18 protein-coding genes and 1 tRNA gene are annotated in these 17264 nt (G+C 40.1%); 9 read left to right on the forward strand and 10 right to left on the reverse strand.

All coding sequences use genetic code 11. The features are described 5' to 3' along the window. The first annotated feature begins 31 nt into the window (after positions 1-31). From F777_RS0107155 to F777_RS0107175, 5 genes are all read left to right on the forward strand, one after another. Entirely contained in the window at positions 32-1324 is a 1293-nt protein-coding gene (locus tag F777_RS0107155) for an aminopeptidase P family protein (RefSeq protein WP_026751445.1), read from the forward strand. A gap of 1 nt (position 1325) precedes the next feature. Next, entirely contained in the window at positions 1326-2084 is a 759-nt protein-coding gene (pssA, locus tag F777_RS0107160; protein WP_026751446.1) for a CDP-diacylglycerol--serine O-phosphatidyltransferase, read from the forward strand. Next, the gene (gene purS / locus F777_RS0107165) at positions 2081-2329 is read left to right on the forward strand and encodes a phosphoribosylformylglycinamidine synthase subunit PurS (RefSeq protein WP_026751447.1); all 249 of its coding nucleotides are present in this window, start codon (positions 2081-2083) and stop codon (positions 2327-2329) included. The genes pssA and purS overlap by 4 nt, the downstream gene beginning before the upstream one ends. 1 nt (position 2330) lies before the next feature. Next, on the forward strand, positions 2331-2999 hold the full coding sequence (gene rsmI / locus F777_RS0107170) for a 16S rRNA (cytidine(1402)-2'-O)-methyltransferase (protein ID WP_026751448.1): 669 nt from the start codon (positions 2331-2333) through the stop codon (positions 2997-2999). 107 nt (positions 3000-3106) lie between these two features. After that, positions 3107-4930: a M1 family metallopeptidase gene (locus F777_RS0107175; protein WP_235785900.1), complete on the forward strand. Its 1824-nt coding sequence runs from the start codon at positions 3107-3109 to the stop codon at positions 4928-4930. A gap of 59 nt (positions 4931-4989) precedes the next feature. Here F777_RS0107175 and rsmG read toward each other — a convergent pair whose 3' ends face one another. After that, entirely contained in the window at positions 4990-5646 is a 657-nt protein-coding gene (gene rsmG / locus F777_RS0107180) for a 16S rRNA (guanine(527)-N(7))-methyltransferase RsmG (RefSeq protein ID WP_235785901.1), read from the reverse strand. After that, positions 5616-6740: a glycosyltransferase gene (locus tag F777_RS0107185; protein ID WP_026751451.1), complete on the reverse strand. Its 1125-nt coding sequence runs from the start codon at positions 6738-6740 to the stop codon at positions 5616-5618. The genes rsmG and F777_RS0107185 overlap by 31 nt, the downstream gene beginning before the upstream one ends. A gap of 37 nt (positions 6741-6777) precedes the next feature. Between F777_RS0107185 and tgt the strand changes: the two genes are divergently transcribed. From tgt to F777_RS0107200, 3 genes are all read left to right on the forward strand, one after another. Further along, a complete protein-coding gene (gene tgt / locus F777_RS0107190) occupies positions 6778-7917 on the forward strand; it encodes a tRNA guanosine(34) transglycosylase Tgt (protein WP_026751452.1) in 1140 nt (379 codons plus the stop codon). A 183-nt stretch (positions 7918-8100) separates the two neighbouring features. Beyond that, positions 8101-9192, forward strand: a complete 1092-nt coding sequence (locus F777_RS0107195) for an LptF/LptG family permease (protein ID WP_026751453.1) — start codon at positions 8101-8103, stop codon at positions 9190-9192. A 96-nt stretch (positions 9193-9288) separates the two neighbouring features. Continuing rightward, positions 9289-10611 (forward strand): citrate (Si)-synthase, eukaryotic, encoded by a 1323-nt coding sequence (locus F777_RS0107200; protein ID WP_026751454.1) that lies wholly within the window; start codon positions 9289-9291, stop codon positions 10609-10611. A gap of 72 nt (positions 10612-10683) precedes the next feature. On the opposite strand, the gene F777_RS0107205 is transcribed toward F777_RS0107200, so the two are convergent. From F777_RS0107205 to F777_RS0107240, 8 genes are all read right to left on the reverse strand, one after another. Further along, on the reverse strand, positions 10684-11502 hold the full coding sequence (locus F777_RS0107205; protein WP_026751387.1) for an IS3 family transposase: 819 nt from the start codon (positions 11500-11502) through the stop codon (positions 10684-10686). Further along, positions 11499-11903 carry a hypothetical protein gene (locus F777_RS18575; RefSeq protein WP_026751455.1) on the reverse strand — a complete coding sequence of 135 codons (405 nt, stop codon included), beginning with the start codon at positions 11901-11903 and terminating at the stop codon, positions 11499-11501. The genes F777_RS0107205 and F777_RS18575 overlap by 4 nt, the downstream gene beginning before the upstream one ends. A 96-nt stretch (positions 11904-11999) precedes the next feature. Beyond that, positions 12000-12797 (reverse strand): hypothetical protein, encoded by a 798-nt coding sequence (locus F777_RS0107215; protein WP_152530884.1) that lies wholly within the window; start codon positions 12795-12797, stop codon positions 12000-12002. Between the two features lie 31 nt (positions 12798-12828). After that, entirely contained in the window at positions 12829-13437 is a 609-nt protein-coding gene (locus tag F777_RS0107220; protein ID WP_152530885.1) for a DUF6252 family protein, read from the reverse strand. Positions 13438-13439: 2 nt separating this feature from the next. Next, entirely contained in the window at positions 13440-14330 is an 891-nt protein-coding gene (locus F777_RS17225) for an MORN repeat-containing protein (RefSeq protein WP_026751459.1), read from the reverse strand. 10 nt (positions 14331-14340) lie between these two features. Continuing rightward, a complete protein-coding gene (locus tag F777_RS0107235; RefSeq protein ID WP_026751460.1) occupies positions 14341-15270 on the reverse strand; it encodes a tetratricopeptide repeat protein in 930 nt (309 codons plus the stop codon). Between the two features lie 171 nt (positions 15271-15441). Continuing rightward, complete coding sequence (locus F777_RS17230) at positions 15442-15687, reverse strand: GIY-YIG nuclease family protein (RefSeq protein WP_051408492.1); 246 nt, start codon at positions 15685-15687, stop codon at positions 15442-15444. 29 nt (positions 15688-15716) lie between these two features. Continuing rightward, positions 15717-15790: transfer RNA gene (locus tag F777_RS0107240), tRNA-Ala, on the reverse strand. Between the two features lie 227 nt (positions 15791-16017). Here F777_RS0107240 and F777_RS16040 point away from each other — a divergent pair. Continuing rightward, positions 16018-17262: a PKD domain-containing protein gene (locus tag F777_RS16040; protein WP_037351671.1), complete on the forward strand. Its 1245-nt coding sequence runs from the start codon at positions 16018-16020 to the stop codon at positions 17260-17262. Positions 17263-17264: the final 2 nt, after the last annotated feature.

The raw sequence follows: 17264 nt of genomic DNA on the forward strand, positions 1-17264 counted from the left end.
TTTATATATTGCGTAATACAAACGATTACGCATGAAATATCTTCCATTAGACTCAAACATTTTCATCAATAACAGAAAGCGTTTCGTACGCAAGATGACCACGAATAGTATTGCCGTATTTGTAAGCAATGATGAGTGGCCAGGTAATGGAGACGCCCTGCATCCATTTAAACAGAACAGCGATTTATTCTGGCTGAGTGGTATTGTTCAGGAAGATTCAATGGTGATTTTGTTTCCTGATAATCCTGATCCCAATTTTCGGGAAGTGCTGGTATTGGTTAGACCCAATGAACTGAAAGAAAAATGGGATGGGAAAAGACTGAGAGCAGAAGAAGCCAGGAAAATATCAGGCATTCAAACCATTATTTGGTTAGATAGTCTGGATGCTCTGTTACAGGGGTGGATTCATCTGGCTGATACCATTTATCTAGACAGTAACGAAAATGACAGAAAGGCTTCTAATATTCAAACCAGGGAGTATCGCTTCATTGCTGAAATGAAAGCCCGTTACCCATTGCACCAGTTTATGCGTGCGGCTAAAATAATGAAGGACTTGCGCGCCATTAAAACGAAGGAAGAAATAGCTGTAGTTCAAAAAGCCATTGATATTACCGATTTGACATTCAGGAGAATCATGAAGTTTGTGAAACCTGGGGTTCATGAATATGAAATTGAAGCTGAAATCTGGCATAGCTTTCTTAGTAATCGTGCAACGGGTCCGGCATATGGAAGTATTATTGCCAGTGGCGATAATGCCAGAACCCTTCATTATGTTTCTAATAATGCAGTTTGCAAGGACGGAGATTTGTTGTTGATGGATTTTGGCGCTGAATATGGTGGCTATTGTGCGGATTTAACCAGAACCATTCCTGTGAACGGTAAGTTTACCAAAAGGCAGAAAGAAGTATACAATGCCTGTCTTCATTTACATAACTACGCCAAATCAATTTTAAAACCAGGTATCAATATTCTGGATTATACCGATAAAGTGGGAGAGGAAGCCACCAAACAGTTTATTAAAATTGGTCTGATAACAAAAGCCGATGTAAAAAATGAAGACAAGGAAAACAGAGCATATCGCAAATATTTGTACCATGGAATTTCTCATCACCTGGGCATAGATGTACATGATCTGGGAACCAGGACGGCACCTATTCAGGCGGGTATGTTATTTACCATTGAACCCGGTATTTACATTGAAGAAGAAAGAATGGGCATCCGAATTGAAAATAATTTCTGGATTACCAAAAACGGGAACAATGATCTGATGAAGAATATCCCGATTACTGCAGATGAGATTGAATCATATATGAAGCGTAAATAGCATGAAGCATATTCCTAATTGTTTTACGCTGTTGAATTTATTTTTAGGTGCAACAGCTATTTTGTACATATTGCAACCTGGCCTGACTTACCAGGCGGAAGGGGATGGCTTGGTGAGTATTCCTGAAAAAATGATGTGGGCCAGCTGGCTCATTTTTGCGGCTGGTCTGGTTGACTTTCTGGATGGATTTGTAGCTCGCTGGATGAAACAGGCTTCTGAAATGGGAAAACAATTGGATTCTCTTGCCGATGTAGTGAGTTTTGGGGTTGCACCAGCAATGATTGTCCTTCAGTTTCTGCGTTTTTCCTATTCAAGTTCAGAAGGTGGATTAGATATCACGGAATGGGCATTATTACCAGCATTGTTATTGCCTTGCGCTGGTGCATACCGACTGGCCCGTTTTAATTTAGATACGTCAAAGTCGGTTGGGTTCAAAGGAATTCCCATTCCCGCTGCCGGAATTCTGCTGGCCTCCTTTCCATTGGTTAACTGGTATGCCAAAGATGCGTGGATTATGGATTTGCTCTTAAATCCTTGGTTATGGTATGGTCTGATCCTGTTTCTAAGTTTTGGTATGATATCTACGATACCAATGCTGGCGTTGAAATTCAACGGAATCAATTTCCGTAAAATAATACCTTTTCTAATAATTTTGGCTATTGCCTTACCCGTTGCCTTTCTTTTTGGCTGGCTGGCAATTTCGGCAGGGTTTATTGCTTATGTAATTCTATCTTTGTTCTTTAAATCAACCGAATCATGAAGTTTGAAGTAGCCATCAATGTAATGCCTTTAAAAGATTTATTAGACCCTCAGGGTAAAGCCGTTTTAGGAGGGTTGGCCAATTTAGGCATACACCAGGTTGAAGACGTAAGAGTGGGAAAACGCATTACCCTATCGGTTGAAGCCGGATCTGCAGAAGAAGCAAAATTGATTGCTGAAAAAGCGGCTAAACAACTACTGGCTAATCAGGTGATGGAGTTTTTTGAGATCAGTATAAACGCATAATTTGCTTTATTTAGTTCCTACACCTTTAGGCAATCTGAAGGACATTACTTTACGCGCACTGGAAGTACTGAATGCGGTGGATGTTATTTTGTGTGAAGACACCAGAACTTCATCCAAGTTACTGCAGCATTATAATATTCAGAAGCCTTTAAGTCCTTATCATCAGCACAACGAGCATAAAATTGTATCGCATATAGCCGATCAACTGGAAACTGGTAAAACCATGGCATTGATAACCGATGCAGGAACACCTGGAATTTCTGATCCGGCTTTTCTGATAGTTCGCGAATGCATACAACGGAAAATTAAAGTGGAGACTTTGCCGGGTGCAGTAGCTTTTGTGCCTGCATTGGTAAATAGTGGATTGCCAACCAACCGGTTTGTATTTGAGGGCTTTTTGCCTTTGAAAAAGGGCCGGCAGACCCTATTGAAAAAACTGGCTAACGAAGAAAGGACCATGATTTTTTATGAGAGTCCCATGCGATTAGTAAAGACGCTCGAAGAAATGGCGAAATATTTTGGCGAGGAGAGAAAATGTTCTGTTGCCAGAGAACTAACCAAAATATTTGAGGAGAATCAACGAGGAACTTTAATAGAAGTTGCAGAATATTTTAAATCTAAATCGGTGAAAGGTGAAATTGTACTGGTAGTTGATGGCTTGCCTGATTAGAATTCTCAAATTAATTTCGGAAATTTACCTTCCTTTATTTTAATTCATTGCTAACGATAAATCAATACCATGCCTAGATTGACGCAATTTTTATTTTTAGTTTACTGTTGATCAGTACAGCAGTTACAGCACAACCCGACCGCTGGCAACAGAAGATTAAATACACCATGAATGTAAATATGGATGTAACTACCAACCGTTTTACCGGCACCCAGAAAATAGATTATTTTAATCAATCCCCCGATACACTGAACAAGATGTTTATGCATTTGTACTGGAATGCTTTTCAGCCTAACAGTAGCATGGATGTAAGAAGCAGGGAGCTTGGTAAAACAAAGTTGTCAGACCCGCGAAGAAACAACGATGGACTTGACTGGGATGCGCGTGTAAAAGATCGTATCAGCAAACTAACACCTGATGAAATCGGATACCAACGAGTAAAATCAGTCACAATTAACGGAGTTGCTCAAGCTTTAAAAGAGCATGAAACCATCCTGGAAATTGTTTTGACCAAGCCGATTCTTCCTAAATCTAAAATTACCCTGGATGTTGTGTTTGAAGCACAGGTTCCTGTTCAAATCAGAAGAAGCGGAAGAGATAATGCAGAAGGCATTAGATATAGCATGGCACAATGGTACCCCAAAGTTGTGGAATATGATTATCAGGGCTGGCATGCCAATCCTTATATTGCCAGAGAATTCTACGGTGTATGGGGCGATTTTGAAGTGAATATCACCATCGATAAAAACTATATGGTAACCGCTGGCGGAGATTTACTGAATGCCAATGAAATTGGATTTGGATATGAAGCCAAAGGCGTAACTGTGAAACCTGCATCTGGTAAAACCTTAACCTGGAAATGGCAGGCCAATAATGTGCATGACTTTATGTGGGCAGCCGATCCCGAATACAAAATGATTACCAGAACAACTGAAGGAGGTCCGCTGTTGCGTGTTGTTTATAAGAAAGTGGATTCCTTAGAAAATCGCTGGCAGAAAATGGCAGATACCTGTGCTTTGGTATATCCGATTATTGCAAAAACTTTCGGAGCATATCCTTATAAGACTTACACGTTTGTTCAGGGTGGCGATGGTGGTATGGAATATCCAATGGCTACGCTTATTAAAAGTGCCAGCCTTGGAACAGCTATTCATGAATGGATGCATAGCTGGTATCAGATGATTTTAGGCAGCAATGAAGCATTGTATCCCTGGATGGATGAGGGCTTTACAGATTATTCAAGCACGCGCGCTTTGGCCACATTGCGCAACAGCCCGGGCTTCTGGTATAACGGAACTTACATGGGGTATATCAGACTGGCAAGAAGTGGATACGAAGAACCTGCAAGTACCCATGCCGACCATTTCAATACCAATTATGCTTATAGTTCTGCAGCTTACAGCAAAGGAGCTGTTTTTATTGAGCAACTCGGATACATTACAGGTGCCACAGTAAGAGATAAAATTTTATTGGACTATTATAATACCTGGAAATTTAAACATCCTAATCCAAATGATTTTATTCGTATTGCAGAAAAGGCAAGTGGTTTAGAGTTGGACTGGTACAAGGAATATTGGATCAACAGTACCAAGACTATTGACTATGCAGTAGGAGATATTGCAATGGTTAACAATAAAACTTCCATCACCATCAAGCGTTTAGGTAAAATGCCCATGCCGGTAGATGTACTGGTGACTTTTAAAGATGGCAGCCAGGAAATGCATTATATGCCATTGGATATTATGTATGGATCAAAAGCAGCTGAGTCTGCTGTTCCAAGAACCATGCACACTCCATGGAAATGGACTCACCCCGACTACAGCTTTAATACATCCAGAGCCATATCAGATATAAAATCCATCGAGATTGATCCTAGCCAACGTTTGGCAGATATCAACAGAACCAATAATAAACTGGTGATTCCTGATTAGAAGGGATTGCCCAAAAACAAAACCCGCAGTAAATAGATGCTGCGGGTTTTTTATTGTGTTTATTTGGCAACGTGTAAAATGTATTTTTCCTCAAAGTATTCTTCCGGAAAAATTTTCACAATGGGCATCATTTTAGGCCTGGCACCACTTTCAAATATTTCCTGATTTAAGTCGCCCCCCTTTAAGCAGATGAGTCCGTTTCTGATGCTGCCATCTGTTATTGGGCTGTTAGGTTTTTTAATTAATGGCATGCTCCACTTTAATAATTCTTTCAGTGGCGCAACTGCTCTGGAAACAGCAAAGTCAAATTTTCTGTTGGTAATATCTTCTGCCCTGGAATGCTTGGTAGTGATGTTTTTTATGCCTGCTGCTTCGCATACGGCATCTACTACTTTTAATTTTTTTGCAATACTGTCTACCAGAAGAAATTCTACTTCAGGGAAAAAAATGGCCAATGGTACGCCAGGGAAACCACCACCACAACCTATATCAATGATCTGCTGCCCTTTCTTAAAATCTGCGATGGCTGCAATACTTAATGAATGAAGTACATGGTGTAAATAAATACTGTCAATGTCTTTTCTGGAAATGACATTGATTTTGGCATTCCACTCTTTATACAATTCTTCCAGCATACCCAGCTGATGCAACTGCTGCGGAGTAAAATCATCAAAGTACTTGGTAATTAATCCCAGTTTTTGCGCGGCGCTTTCCATATAGCAGGTACAGTAAATAGGTAATAAAAAAACATCCAGATATCAAAAAACAGGAACCAGGGGTAAAGGTCTTTCTCATTCAGTTTTGCCATTCCTTTGTAAAGGATAAATGCCTGCAATAAAAATCTGACTGAATACACTCCCAAGGCTAGTTGCCAATTGAAGAAAATGATGGAAATAGCCAGAAGCGGGTAAACGAAGAACAAGGAAAAGGAATACAAACCCAACAGAAATTGATGAATGGGTTTATAATATTTACCGGTTGTGTAATGACGGTATTTCTGTGTCATCCATTCGCCCCAGGTTGTTTTGGGATCACTTAGGGTGTGCGCATCATGATCCATTAATACAGCCGTATTGGAACCAGTTGCCACCTGATTGATAAATAAATCGTCATCTCCGCTAGGGATTTGATTGATGGAAGAAAATCCTTTATTCTTAAAAAAGAGTTCTTTTTTGTAGCTCAGGTTTCTGCCTACGCCCATATAGGGCTTACCAGCCAAAGCGTAAGAAAAATACTGCATAGCCGTATGAAAAGTTTCAAATCGAATCAGCTTATTGAGTAAGCCGGGTTTTTTGTGATAAGCTCCATAACCCAGTACAATTTCTGTTTCCTCGTCGTAAGCGTCCTGCATTTTTTTAATCCAGTTTTCGGAAGCGGGAACGCAGTCTGCATCTGTGAGTAAGACAATTTCATATTTGGCGCTCTTGATTCCCATGGATAAAGGGAACTTTTTACCACTGATCATTTTGGCTTCCTGGGTAAGCTCAATCATGTTCAGGTTTTTAAAGGAGCGTTTGAATTCATCAATTACATATTTACTCTCGTCGGTTGAGTTGTCGTTAACCAAAACAACTTCGTGAGTAGTTGGGTAGTCCTGAACCAAAACCCCGGGAAGGTTTTTCACAAGGTTATGCGCTTCGTCTCTTGCACAAATAATTACAGATACGGGATGTTCAACAGATACTTCTTTTTCTTTATTATGATAATAAGCCATTCTTCTGAAGAAGTATAAATAATAAAAAGCCTGAATGGCAATAACTGTACAAAAAAGTCCAAAACTAATGGTCCAGACAATATCGGGTATGATCATGCCGCAAAAATAGGGCAAAGACCAGTACTTTTGCAGGATGGCTGCACTAAGTTATTCACTTGAACATACCTCAAATGGAACCGCTGCAAGGGCAGGAACCATTCAAACCGATCATGGTCAGATTCAGACTCCGATTTTTATGCCCGTTGGCACAGTTGGCTCAGTAAAAGCGGTTACGCAGCAACAACTGAAGCTGGATATACAGGCGCAGATTATTTTAGGAAATACCTACCATTTGTATTTAAGACCAGGTACGGCCGTACTGGAAGCTGCCGGTGGATTACACCGCTTTAATGGATGGGATCGACCTATTTTAACAGATAGTGGCGGATATCAGGTTTTTTCGTTGGCGGCCAACAGAAAAATAAAAGAGGAAGGGGTGGTTTTTCAGTCTCATATAGATGGGAGCCGGCATTTGTTTTCTCCTGAATCGGTAATGGATATTCAGCGGAGTATCGGGGCAGATATTATCATGGCTTTTGATGAATGTCCGCCATATCCCAGTACGTATGAGTATGCCAGAAAGAGCATGGAATTAACCCATCGTTGGCTGGACCGATGCATTGCCCGCTTAGCTGAAACACCTGATAAATACGGGTATACACAGAATTTATTCCCTATTGTTCAGGGAAGCACCTACAAAGATTTACGAAAAGCTTCCTGTGAGTACATTGCTTCACGCAATGCTGTGGGTAATGCCATTGGTGGGTTAAGTGTGGGAGAGCCTGAAGAAATGATGTACGAGTTTACCGCACTTTGCACCGAAAATCTGCCTTTAGATAAACCCCGTTATTTAATGGGAGTAGGAACACCCTGGAATTTACTGGAGTGCATCGATTTAGGAATTGATATGTTCGATTGTGTAATGCCTACCCGTAACGGTAGAAATGGCATGCTGTTTACAACGCAGGGTGTAATCAATATCCGAAATAAAAAGTGGGCAACCGATTTCAGCAGCATTGATCCTGGTTTGCCTTCTGAACCCAGTCAGTATTATACAAAAGCCTATTTGCGCCATTTGTTTGTAGCAGAGGAAATTCTGGGATTGCAGTTGGCCAGTATACATAACCTCAGTTTTTATTTGTGGTTAGTGGGTGAAGCGAGAAAGCATATACTGGACAATAGTTTTGCAAGCTGGAAAAAAGAAATGCTAGAAATAGTGAAGCGGCGGTTGTAATCTCCCCCCGGAAAAAAGGCTGTGGATAAGCGCAGCGCATTTTAATATTTATTCACTTTCATCTTAAAAGTCATGCAGGTTGAAGGAGTGTGATTATTTTAGTAATACTTACTAATCCGCTACCTACTGAAGCCCAGAAATTGTACATCCATTTTAATGGATGTTTTTTTTATCTTTGAATGAATGAAGAAGCTTGATTGGTACATACTCAGAAAATTTCTTACCACCTTCTTCTTTGCTATTTTTTTATTCGCGGTGATAGCGGTGGTTGTTGATGTTAGTGAAAAAACAGACGACTTTGTACGCTCTCAACTCGGATTCAGACGGATTGTGACCGATTATTATGCTGGTTTTATACCTCATATCATTGCATTGCTTTTTCCACTGTTTGTGTTTATTGCAGTCATTTTTTTCACTTCTAAAATGGCAGGTAACAGTGAAATCATTGCCATACTTGCCAGCGGTACCGGTTATTCAAGATGGCTGAGGCCCTATTGGATAGGGGGAATTATAATGGCTACCATATTGTGGTTTGCCAACCAGTATGTGGTACCTAAAGCCAATGTGCTAAGGGGAAATTTTGAAGCCAAATACATCGATGCCAATTCAAGCTATAATGCCTTACTGGGTCAGTCCAATCATATTTATCTGCGGATAGATTCTTTTACCTATGCAGGTATCCACTATTATGATACTTTGGTAAAAAGAGGGGGACCTGTTTTTTTGTATACAGTAAAGGGTAACGAAGTGGTAGAGAATCTAAGAGCAGAATCCATCATCTGGGATACTGCTTCGCGGAAATGGAAAATGGATGTTGTATTTGACAGAAAGCTTCAACCCATGCAGGAACAAGTGGTTCAGGAAGCTACCCGCCTCATGAACTTTAATTTTAAGCCATCCGACTTAACAAGAGACAAATACACAAAAGACAAATTGACCACCCCGGAATTGTCCCGTTTCATTGCGCTGGAAGAATTGCGGGGATCTGAAGGTTTAAATAGTTTAAAAGTAGAGCGGTATCGCAGGGATGCCACTTGCGTAACGGTCATTTTACTTACGCTTATCGGTGCCATAGTTGCCGGACGTAAAGTCAGAGGAGGAAGTGGGGTACACCTGGCGGTGGGATTTGTGACCGCTGCCTTATTCATCGTTACAGACCGTTTTTCAACCATTTTCTCCACAAAGGGTGATTTACACCCCTTGCTGGCAGCATGGATACCCAATATGATATTCCTGCTGGTTGTGGCGTACTTGTATCGTAAGGCTCCAAAATAATTATTTGTGAAAATTTAGAACCAGATTGGCATTGATTTTGTTACAGTTGCAACTTCAATTACCTTTGAAAAACAGATTATCTAACAATAGATTGCCATGGGAATAATTAAAGAAAGGTTTAAAGCAAAAGCTGATATAGCTTCCGCTGAAATCAAATCCATTTTAAAAGATCACGGAAATAAAAAAATTGGTGAAGTTACTCTTGCCCAAATTTATCAGGGTATGAGAGGTATTACCGGTTTAGTAACTGAAACCAGTTTACTGGATGCTCAGGAAGGTATCCGATTTAGAGGCTACTCTATTCCTGAATTACAGGAGAAGCTGCCAAAAGCACCCGGTGGAGGGGAACCTTTACCAGAGGGATTGTTCTACCTGATGTTAATGGGAGAATTGCCCACTGAGGAGCAAGTGAACCATATTACCAGTGTGTGGCAGAGAAGAAGCCATGTTCCGAACCATGTTTTTGCTACCATTGATGCGCTTCCGCTGAATACGCACCCAATGACCATGTTTGTAGTGGGTGTCATGGCTTTGCAGACTGAAAGCAATTTCGCCAAGGAATATGCAAAGGGAATGAATAAAAAAGATTACTGGGATGCAACCTATGACGATGCAATGGATTTGATTGCCCGTTTGCCTAGAATTGCAGCGTATATATACAGAAGAAAATATAGAAATAACGAACATATTCAACCCAATGGTTTGTTAGACTGGGCAGGAAATTTTGCCCACATGATGGGATATGACGATGAAAGCTTTAAGGAGTTGATGCGCTTATATATGACAATCCATGCAGATCACGAAGGAGGTAACGTATCCGCTCATACCACTCACCTGGTGGGTTCTGCATTAAGTGACCCATTCCTAAGCTATGCTGCGGGTATGAATGGTTTGGCTGGTCCTTTACATGGGTTAGCTAATCAGGAAGTGATCAAGTGGATTTTTGAAATGCAGGAAAAGTTGGGAACGGATAGTCCAAGTAAAGAGCAGATTGCACAATATGTGCAGGATACTTTGAATTCTGGCAAAGTAGTACCAGGATATGGTCATGCTGTTTTGCGTAAAACAGATCCGCGTTTCTCTGCACAAATGGAATTTGGCAAGAAACATATGCCGGATGATAAGCTGGTAAATACTGTTTGGAATATTTACGAAACAGTACCTCCAATTTTACAATCATTGGGTAAAATCAAAAACCCATGGCCGAACGTAGATGCTCATAGTGGTGCATTATTGGTACACTATGGTTTTGTTGAATATGAATTCTACACCGTGTTATTTGCAGTAAGCCGTGCATTGGGTGTAATGGCAAGCCTTTGCTGGGATAGAGCTTTGGGCTTCCCGTTGGAAAGACCAAAATCTGTAACTACAGAGTCTGTGAAATTATGGCTGGAAGGCAAAGACCAGATTTGGGAGTAATTGCTATTATGGCTTGAAAGCCTTGAATTGTCCTGAAATAGGTTGACAGTTTTAAAATAAGTCCCGGTTGCCTCAGGTAGCCGGGATTTTTTTGTTGTAGACCTGATCTGGCGTTTTCATTTGAAGTGCTAGATGTGGTCTTTTGTTGTTATATAAAAACACACTTTCTTGAACTAACTGTTTGACCTGTTCTTTACTTTTCAATTTCCGATCCATTCCAAATTCTTCTTTTATGGTACGGTTCATTCTTTCGGCTAATGCATTTTCGTAAGGGTCTCCATTTTCTGTCATGCTTAATTGTATATTATTTTTTGCTGTCATTAGCACATATTCCTTGCTACAATATTGCAATCCTCTGTCTGAATGATGGATGGTTGACATACTTGGGTTGTTTCGTTGTGTTACAGCCATTTTCAAGGCTTCAATCATACTTTCGGTTTCCATATTATCTTCAACAGCATAGCCCATGATTTTTCTGCTGTAGGCATCCGTTATCATGTTCAAATAACAATTTCCTTGTTCTGTCTTGATGTATGTTATATCGCTTACCCAAACTTCATCCTGATGATTTATTGTTTTCCCCTTGATTTGATTAGGCCATTTTCTTAGCCAATGTTTACTCATGGTTGTTTGTGTGTAGCGCCTACGGGGATTGATTTGTAACCCATAATGACGCATTAAGCCAAAGAGCTTATCCCGACCAAACTTCAGTCCATTCTTCTGTAAATCTTCTTTAATCAGATAGTATACTTTGCGCGTTCCAATTCTAGGCAGTTGTTTTCTTTCCCTATCCACTAGCTTTTTGACAGCCTCTAGTGTTAACGTCTTTTTTATCCTATCTTTTTGCTGCTTGTATACATTTTGACGACTGTAACCTAAGACTAATGCTATTCTTCCGACGCTGTATTCTCTTCTTTTTCCCCCTGTTTGTCGGAAGCTGCTTGTGACAGGGGTAAGAACTTTTTTCTAATCTCAGTATCGAACATATCATCGGCAATATCTATGGCTCTATTTAATATCTCTTTCTCTGCTTCAAGCCGTTTGATCTTTGCTTCCAATTGCGATATGTACGTCTTCGGTGGTGCTTTCTTTTTCATGGGAGATTTACTAGTCCAATCTAAAGTTCCGTGTTTTCTTAACCATACCAAAACGGTACTTCTTCCCTGGATGCCATACTTCTTTTGACTCTGTTTCCAGGTTAAGTGCCCTTTTTCAACTTCATCAACTACCTGAAGTTTAAAGGATAAGCTGTAGTCCCTTTGGGTTCTCTTTAAATAATTGTTACTCTGCATAAGTCAACTTTTGTGTCAACTTATTTTAGGACGAGGCACCTTATAAAATTTTAAAGCCCGACCATTTGGTCGGGCTTTTTGCTTAATCAATCTTGTTTATTTGGCTGTTACGCCACCTATTTCACTTACAACTATTGGTTTTTTAAACATCTGTTGAATATCATATACGGTTTTGTTGGGGTACCATGTGTATTGGTAATCTTTCCCAACAATACCCGAATTATTAAATGCTTTAGCAGCCAATGCAGCTGTGCTGCTAATGTCATTCATGCTCTCTCCGTAAACCGGTGCAACATATTTATAAACGAAGTTGTCAAATGAAATAACAATACAGCCCAATGTTTTTAAAGGAGGAGAAACATCTGCAGGACGAAAGGGCGAATAAACTCTTAGTCGGATACTATTATCATCATCATCATCATAAATGATGCTGAAGGCAGTCTTTTTATTGATGGCGTATTGGTATCCTGTCCATTTAAAACTAGACTGTTTTGGGGATTTAATTTTAATTTTCTTAAGACCTGCTTCTTTGGCTGAACCATCTAAAATCAATTCCAGAGAGTCCTTAATAATATCATAATAGGGCTTCCCAGTTTTAAATAATTGAGTAAAATAAAACGCCTCATTTTCTGCTTCGTTGTACTTCGTTTTTTCCCTCGGCGGAAGATAGGTTAAACCTGCACTTTCCGTAATTCCAAAAAGCGCTCTTTTTGCGCTATAATACCTCCCGTAGGGTTTGTTGTCTGTAAGAGAATTAAAGGTTTCCGGAAATCCCTTTGCAGCATCTGCGATTAAAAAAACCAAATCAAATCTTAATTTACTGGAATTTGTTTCCTGAGCCTTCATGCTATGAGAAAGCAAGAATAAGGAGAGGATGACAATAATTTTTTTCATACTTTTTATGTTTTTTTAGACGACGTTGTTTTTATCTTGGGTCTATTCGACTTCTGGTTTCCAGCGGTAAATCAAAAATTCCATTGGTGATTTTCACGAGGTTCTTAGCATCCATGCTGCCGTCTTCTTTTTCTAATACACCGGTAAAGGAGAACCTGCCCTTGATTCGGTCTGTAGTGATTAGATCAATGATAATTTGTCCGCCCTTTACCCGACTTGCATCACTCCACCAATACGAGCTATTCCCATTTGCATTGGAAGAATATTCGGCTCTAACTATGAAGTTGCTTGCATCATCTTCTGGCACAATTTTATATTCTCCATTCGTAATCAGTTTGGTGGTATCTGATGGTGCAATATTCATCACGAGAATATTGGTGTTGAATATATCGGTAGATGTTTGCGCAGAAATGGAAATGGATCCGTCTTCTTTTACCCTGAAAGCAAGTAGCTTACTTGGATTGAACAACATGGGTTTACCATTTACCGAAACTGTAAAAATTCCGGGCGCGCCTTGTGGTGGAAGTGCATTCGTGTTTTGTGCGTTCGATTTCGAATGGATGGTTAGAAGTAAAAATATACTCCCGATTAAAAAAATGCTACGGCGTCTTTTGTTTACAAATTTTGATAATTTGATCATGATTATTTATTTGTTTTAATTCCTTTGCCCCCACAGTCTGTGCAGATATCCGGGAAAGATGTTCTGCCATAACGAGTAGTAGTAGTGTATCGGCCATTCAGATAGCGGTCAACCCCCACATTTTCAACAGTATTGGTAACACTTACCCTGGAATAGCCAGAAATGCCTTTGCCATTGCAGCGGGTACAGGTGGTAGGTTTTTGTGCGGCATCCATCTGGCTCATTTCTGCTTTCAGTTTGTCTGCCTTTGGATTTACAATTTTGGTGATTTTGCCATTCAGTATGGTCACCGTGGCTTCTGTATTGGGATAATAATAATTGCCAGTTTGCGGAGTACAGTCTTCATTTACTTTGCCTGTGAAGCTAACCGACTCCCTCGCATAATTGAATGTTCCTTCAACAGGCAGATCCTGATGAAATTTTCCCACGAAACTATTGCCACTTGCAAAAGTGAAAGTGCCGGTTCCATGTCTTTGTCCATTTTTAAATTGCCCGGAATATTTGTTTTTGCTCGGATAAATCATAACACCGGAACCATTTAAACAATCTCCGGAGGAACAGCCTTCTACATTAGGCATATGACCTCCTGTGATAACCATTTCTGTTTCGCGAACGATTTTTCCTTTCTCATACCAGACTTTTTTTGAAGTCCCTTTTTTATAAAAAACACCTTCTCCTTCTTCTGTTCCATTAACAAATTGGCCCTCATATTTTTCTCCATTCCCATAATCCATTACTCCGGCTCCATGAGGTTTGCCATTTTTAAAGCTACCAGTATATATTGCGTATCCGAAGTTGAAGCTGCCGGTTCCGTTGGTACAGTCCCCTTTAATGCATTGCGCATTGGCTGTAGATAGTAAAGCTAAAGAAGTAATAAATAAAATAGCCTTCATGTATTGGGTGTTATTGCTGTTTCTGCTGAAGTGATTCGGCTTTTTTTATGAACCGGTTGCCTTCATTCTGTTGACCTGTTCGAACCAGGGCCACACCGTAATAGGCATTTGCCATGATATGTTCGGGGTATTTGCTGACCATGTTTTTTGATAATTCAAGTAGTTTTTGCCAATTCTGCTGGTCAACATATACGGATGCCAGATTTCCCATTACATCCGGGTCCTCCTTGCGTTCCAATGAACCCTTGAACAATTTTTCGGCATTATTGAATTCTTTGTTTTGATAGGATGTAATGCCCATCAGGTTTAAGTCGTTGGGGGAATAGGAAGGATGATCTCCATTTGTGAAAATTTTATCAAACCAATTTTTTGCAGTTTTATAATCTGCAGGTCCAGCTGCAAAATATAATCCACGTCTGAGCCAAATCTCAGGTTTGGGGATGGAAGCAATTTTATCTGCCTCATCAAAATAACGGGTTGGATTAGCTTCTTTCAGATAGTAAGAAAAAAGTGCTGCATTGTAGTAATGTACTGGATCTGTTTTGTTAAGCAATATGGCATTTTCTTCGTCCGCTTTTGCCAAATCATAATTCTTCAATGAAGAATAGATTAAGGCTCTTTGTGAAAAAAGAGCAGCAGTTGGATTCTGAGAAATACCATTAGTGAGGTAAGACAAAGCTCTGTCCGTTAATCCCTTAGCTTCAAAGAAGAAAGCTAAACGTTGATAAGGGAGCATTTGTTTAGGCGAGAGGCTTATAGATTCCAGATACAATCTTACGGCTTCATTTTGATCGCCGGATGACCAGGCTTTATCAGCTGCCAGGTTCTTCTGTTTTGCTGCTTCACTTATTTGTGAAAAACCTGAAATATTTATGGATAATAAAATTCCTAAAGCAAATGACTTGATGTTATAAATTCCGCAGTACTTATATTTTCTCATATACGGCTGCAAAATATTATTATTTGCTCCCTAATTTATGGGCCGAACGGCCCATTTTGTATTCTGGTTATGAGAGGTAAAGGGCAATAAAAAAGCCCCATAAAGGGGCTTTGGTGGAGAGTATCGGGGTCGAACCGACGACCTCCCCGAATTCATTCGGGGCGCTCTAATTTAATTAGAGAATAAAGATTCGATGTACTTTCTGCTTTTCATTTTTTTGATATAGGCTTCTCTTGCTCTGGCATCTGAAAGTGTATTGAATTTTTCAATGTGTTTAAGTATCCACGGGATACCTGGCTTGGTTGATTTATTTCTACCTGCATTATGTTGAGATAGGCGAGTAGGGAAGTCTTCGCAGGAACCAGTATAATACTTGTTGAGCGAAAGTGAATAGATTATGTATACGTTGTAGTGCATAAAAAAAGCCCCATAAAGGGGCTTTTGAGTGGAGAGTATCGGGGTCGAACCGACGACCTCTTGCATGCCATGCAAGCGCTCTAGCCAACTGAGCTAACCCCCCGTTTATTTTAATTTCAAAAGAACTTTGTTTTTGAACCGCGACCTTCCCGATTCCATCGGGACGCTCTAGCCAACTGAGCTAACCCCCCATAGGAGTGCAAATGTAAGTTGCAGGTACTGAATGTCAAAAAATTGTTTTATAGCCTTATAATGGCCTCAAATACATGATTTTTACAATAAATAGGCTTGTTTTTCGTTGTACTTGTTAGTTAAGCATAAGCAATTACCATGAAATTCAGTCAACTGTTCATCGCATTAGGATTTACTACTGCTATCTTGCTATCGGCCTGTAAAAAAGAGGTAGATAAGCCCGCAGATGCTCAGGAAACCACAGAAGACAACAGTCCCCCGATTGGAGGGGCAACGGCTGTATTCAGGGATACAGTTTCAGTAAAAGACGGAGAAGTAACCATTACTTATGCAAAATCTGATGCCTGTTTCCCCAGCAATGAAATTTTCTCATTCACAGCAACTGCTGCAGGAATACCTGCTGGTGCAAAATATATCTGGGAATTCGGGGATGGTAAATCCTTAACGGGTACTACGGTTAGAAATATGTACAGAAACCCTGCTACGTATACCATTATTCTTCAGATTAAGAACTCGGCTGATGTTTTGCTTCATAAAGCTTCCATTTCAGTAAAAGCATTGGGGCAGCAAGTAACACCAACGGCCATTTTTTCCAGTGCTTTGCCCGATATCAATTACCTGAACAATATGACATTTACCAGTAGGTCTACAGTGCCCACTGGTACCATTGTTGATCATTTCTGGGATTGGGCGGATGGTACTACCAGCAATAGTTCCAATTCTTTTATGCCAAAGAACTTTCCAAAAGTTCCGGAAGACAAAAACTACAATGTAAAGATGATTGTTACTGCCAACTCTGGTTGCAGGGATACGGCTTCTTTGAATGTATTTGTTCCGGCTTCCTATAATATCAGCGGGAACTTTACTGCGGAGCAATTTGATGCTTGCACGAATGAGTATTTTATTTTTACTCCAACTGCAACAGGTGTTCCGGCAGGTGCAGAATACACTTGGGATTTTGCTGATGCAACTGGTGCGGTTACAGGCAGTCCAGTTAAAAAACAGTTTACTTATCAGAATGATTATGATGTTAAAATGACGGTTACCCTAAAAGGTAAAATCATTTATCAAACCCATAAACCAGTTCGGGCTTTTGGGCAGAATATTAAGCCAAAAGCACTGATGTTAAAGAATGTGGTTAGTTCTACTGCAACCAAGGAAGTATGGGCTTTTTACAGTCAATCCAATATACCACACGGATATTTAACTGGTTACAGATGGGAAATGCCATTTAACAGAGTAGACGATAATTTCAATACGATAGTTGAACAGGAATTTACAAAAGCTGCAACACCATCCAATTATTCAGTTAGATTGATTGTAACTGGTAATACGGGTTGTAAAGACACAACTGTTGCCAATATAACTGTACCGGCTAAATAAGC

Origin of the sequence: Sediminibacterium sp. C3 (assembly GCF_000508085.1) — a bacterium.
GTDB lineage: Bacteria > Bacteroidota > Bacteroidia > Chitinophagales > Chitinophagaceae > Sediminibacterium.

Coding starts and splice junctions, on each gene's coding strand:
- F777_RS17230 (WP_051408492.1), bottom strand. CDS start 15,687: ATGCACTACAACGTATACATAATCTATTCACTTTCGCTCAACAAGTAT.
- F777_RS0107215 (WP_152530884.1), bottom strand. CDS start 12,797: ATGAAAAAAATTATTGTCATCCTCTCCTTATTCTTGCTTTCTCATAGC.
- F777_RS0107235 (WP_026751460.1), bottom strand. CDS start 15,270: ATGAGAAAATATAAGTACTGCGGAATTTATAACATCAAGTCATTTGCT.
- pssA (WP_026751446.1), top strand. CDS start 1,326: ATGAAGCATATTCCTAATTGTTTTACGCTGTTGAATTTATTTTTAGGT.
- F777_RS17225 (WP_026751459.1), bottom strand. CDS start 14,330: ATGAAGGCTATTTTATTTATTACTTCTTTAGCTTTACTATCTACAGCC.
- F777_RS16040 (WP_037351671.1), top strand. CDS start 16,018: ATGAAATTCAGTCAACTGTTCATCGCATTAGGATTTACTACTGCTATC.
- F777_RS18575 (WP_026751455.1), bottom strand. CDS start 11,903: ATGCAGAGTAACAATTATTTAAAGAGAACCCAAAGGGACTACAGCTTA.
- F777_RS0107200 (WP_026751454.1), top strand. CDS start 9,289: ATGGGAATAATTAAAGAAAGGTTTAAAGCAAAAGCTGATATAGCTTCC.
- F777_RS0107195 (WP_026751453.1), top strand. CDS start 8,101: ATGAAGAAGCTTGATTGGTACATACTCAGAAAATTTCTTACCACCTTC.
- F777_RS0107220 (WP_152530885.1), bottom strand. CDS start 13,437: ATGATCAAATTATCAAAATTTGTAAACAAAAGACGCCGTAGCATTTTT.
- F777_RS0107185 (WP_026751451.1), bottom strand. CDS start 6,740: ATGATCATACCCGATATTGTCTGGACCATTAGTTTTGGACTTTTTTGT.
- F777_RS0107155 (WP_026751445.1), top strand. CDS start 32: ATGAAATATCTTCCATTAGACTCAAACATTTTCATCAATAACAGAAAG.
- rsmG (WP_235785901.1), bottom strand. CDS start 5,646: ATGGAAAGCGCCGCGCAAAAACTGGGATTAATTACCAAGTACTTTGAT.
- purS (WP_026751447.1), top strand. CDS start 2,081: ATGAAGTTTGAAGTAGCCATCAATGTAATGCCTTTAAAAGATTTATTA.
- tgt (WP_026751452.1), top strand. CDS start 6,778: ATGGCTGCACTAAGTTATTCACTTGAACATACCTCAAATGGAACCGCT.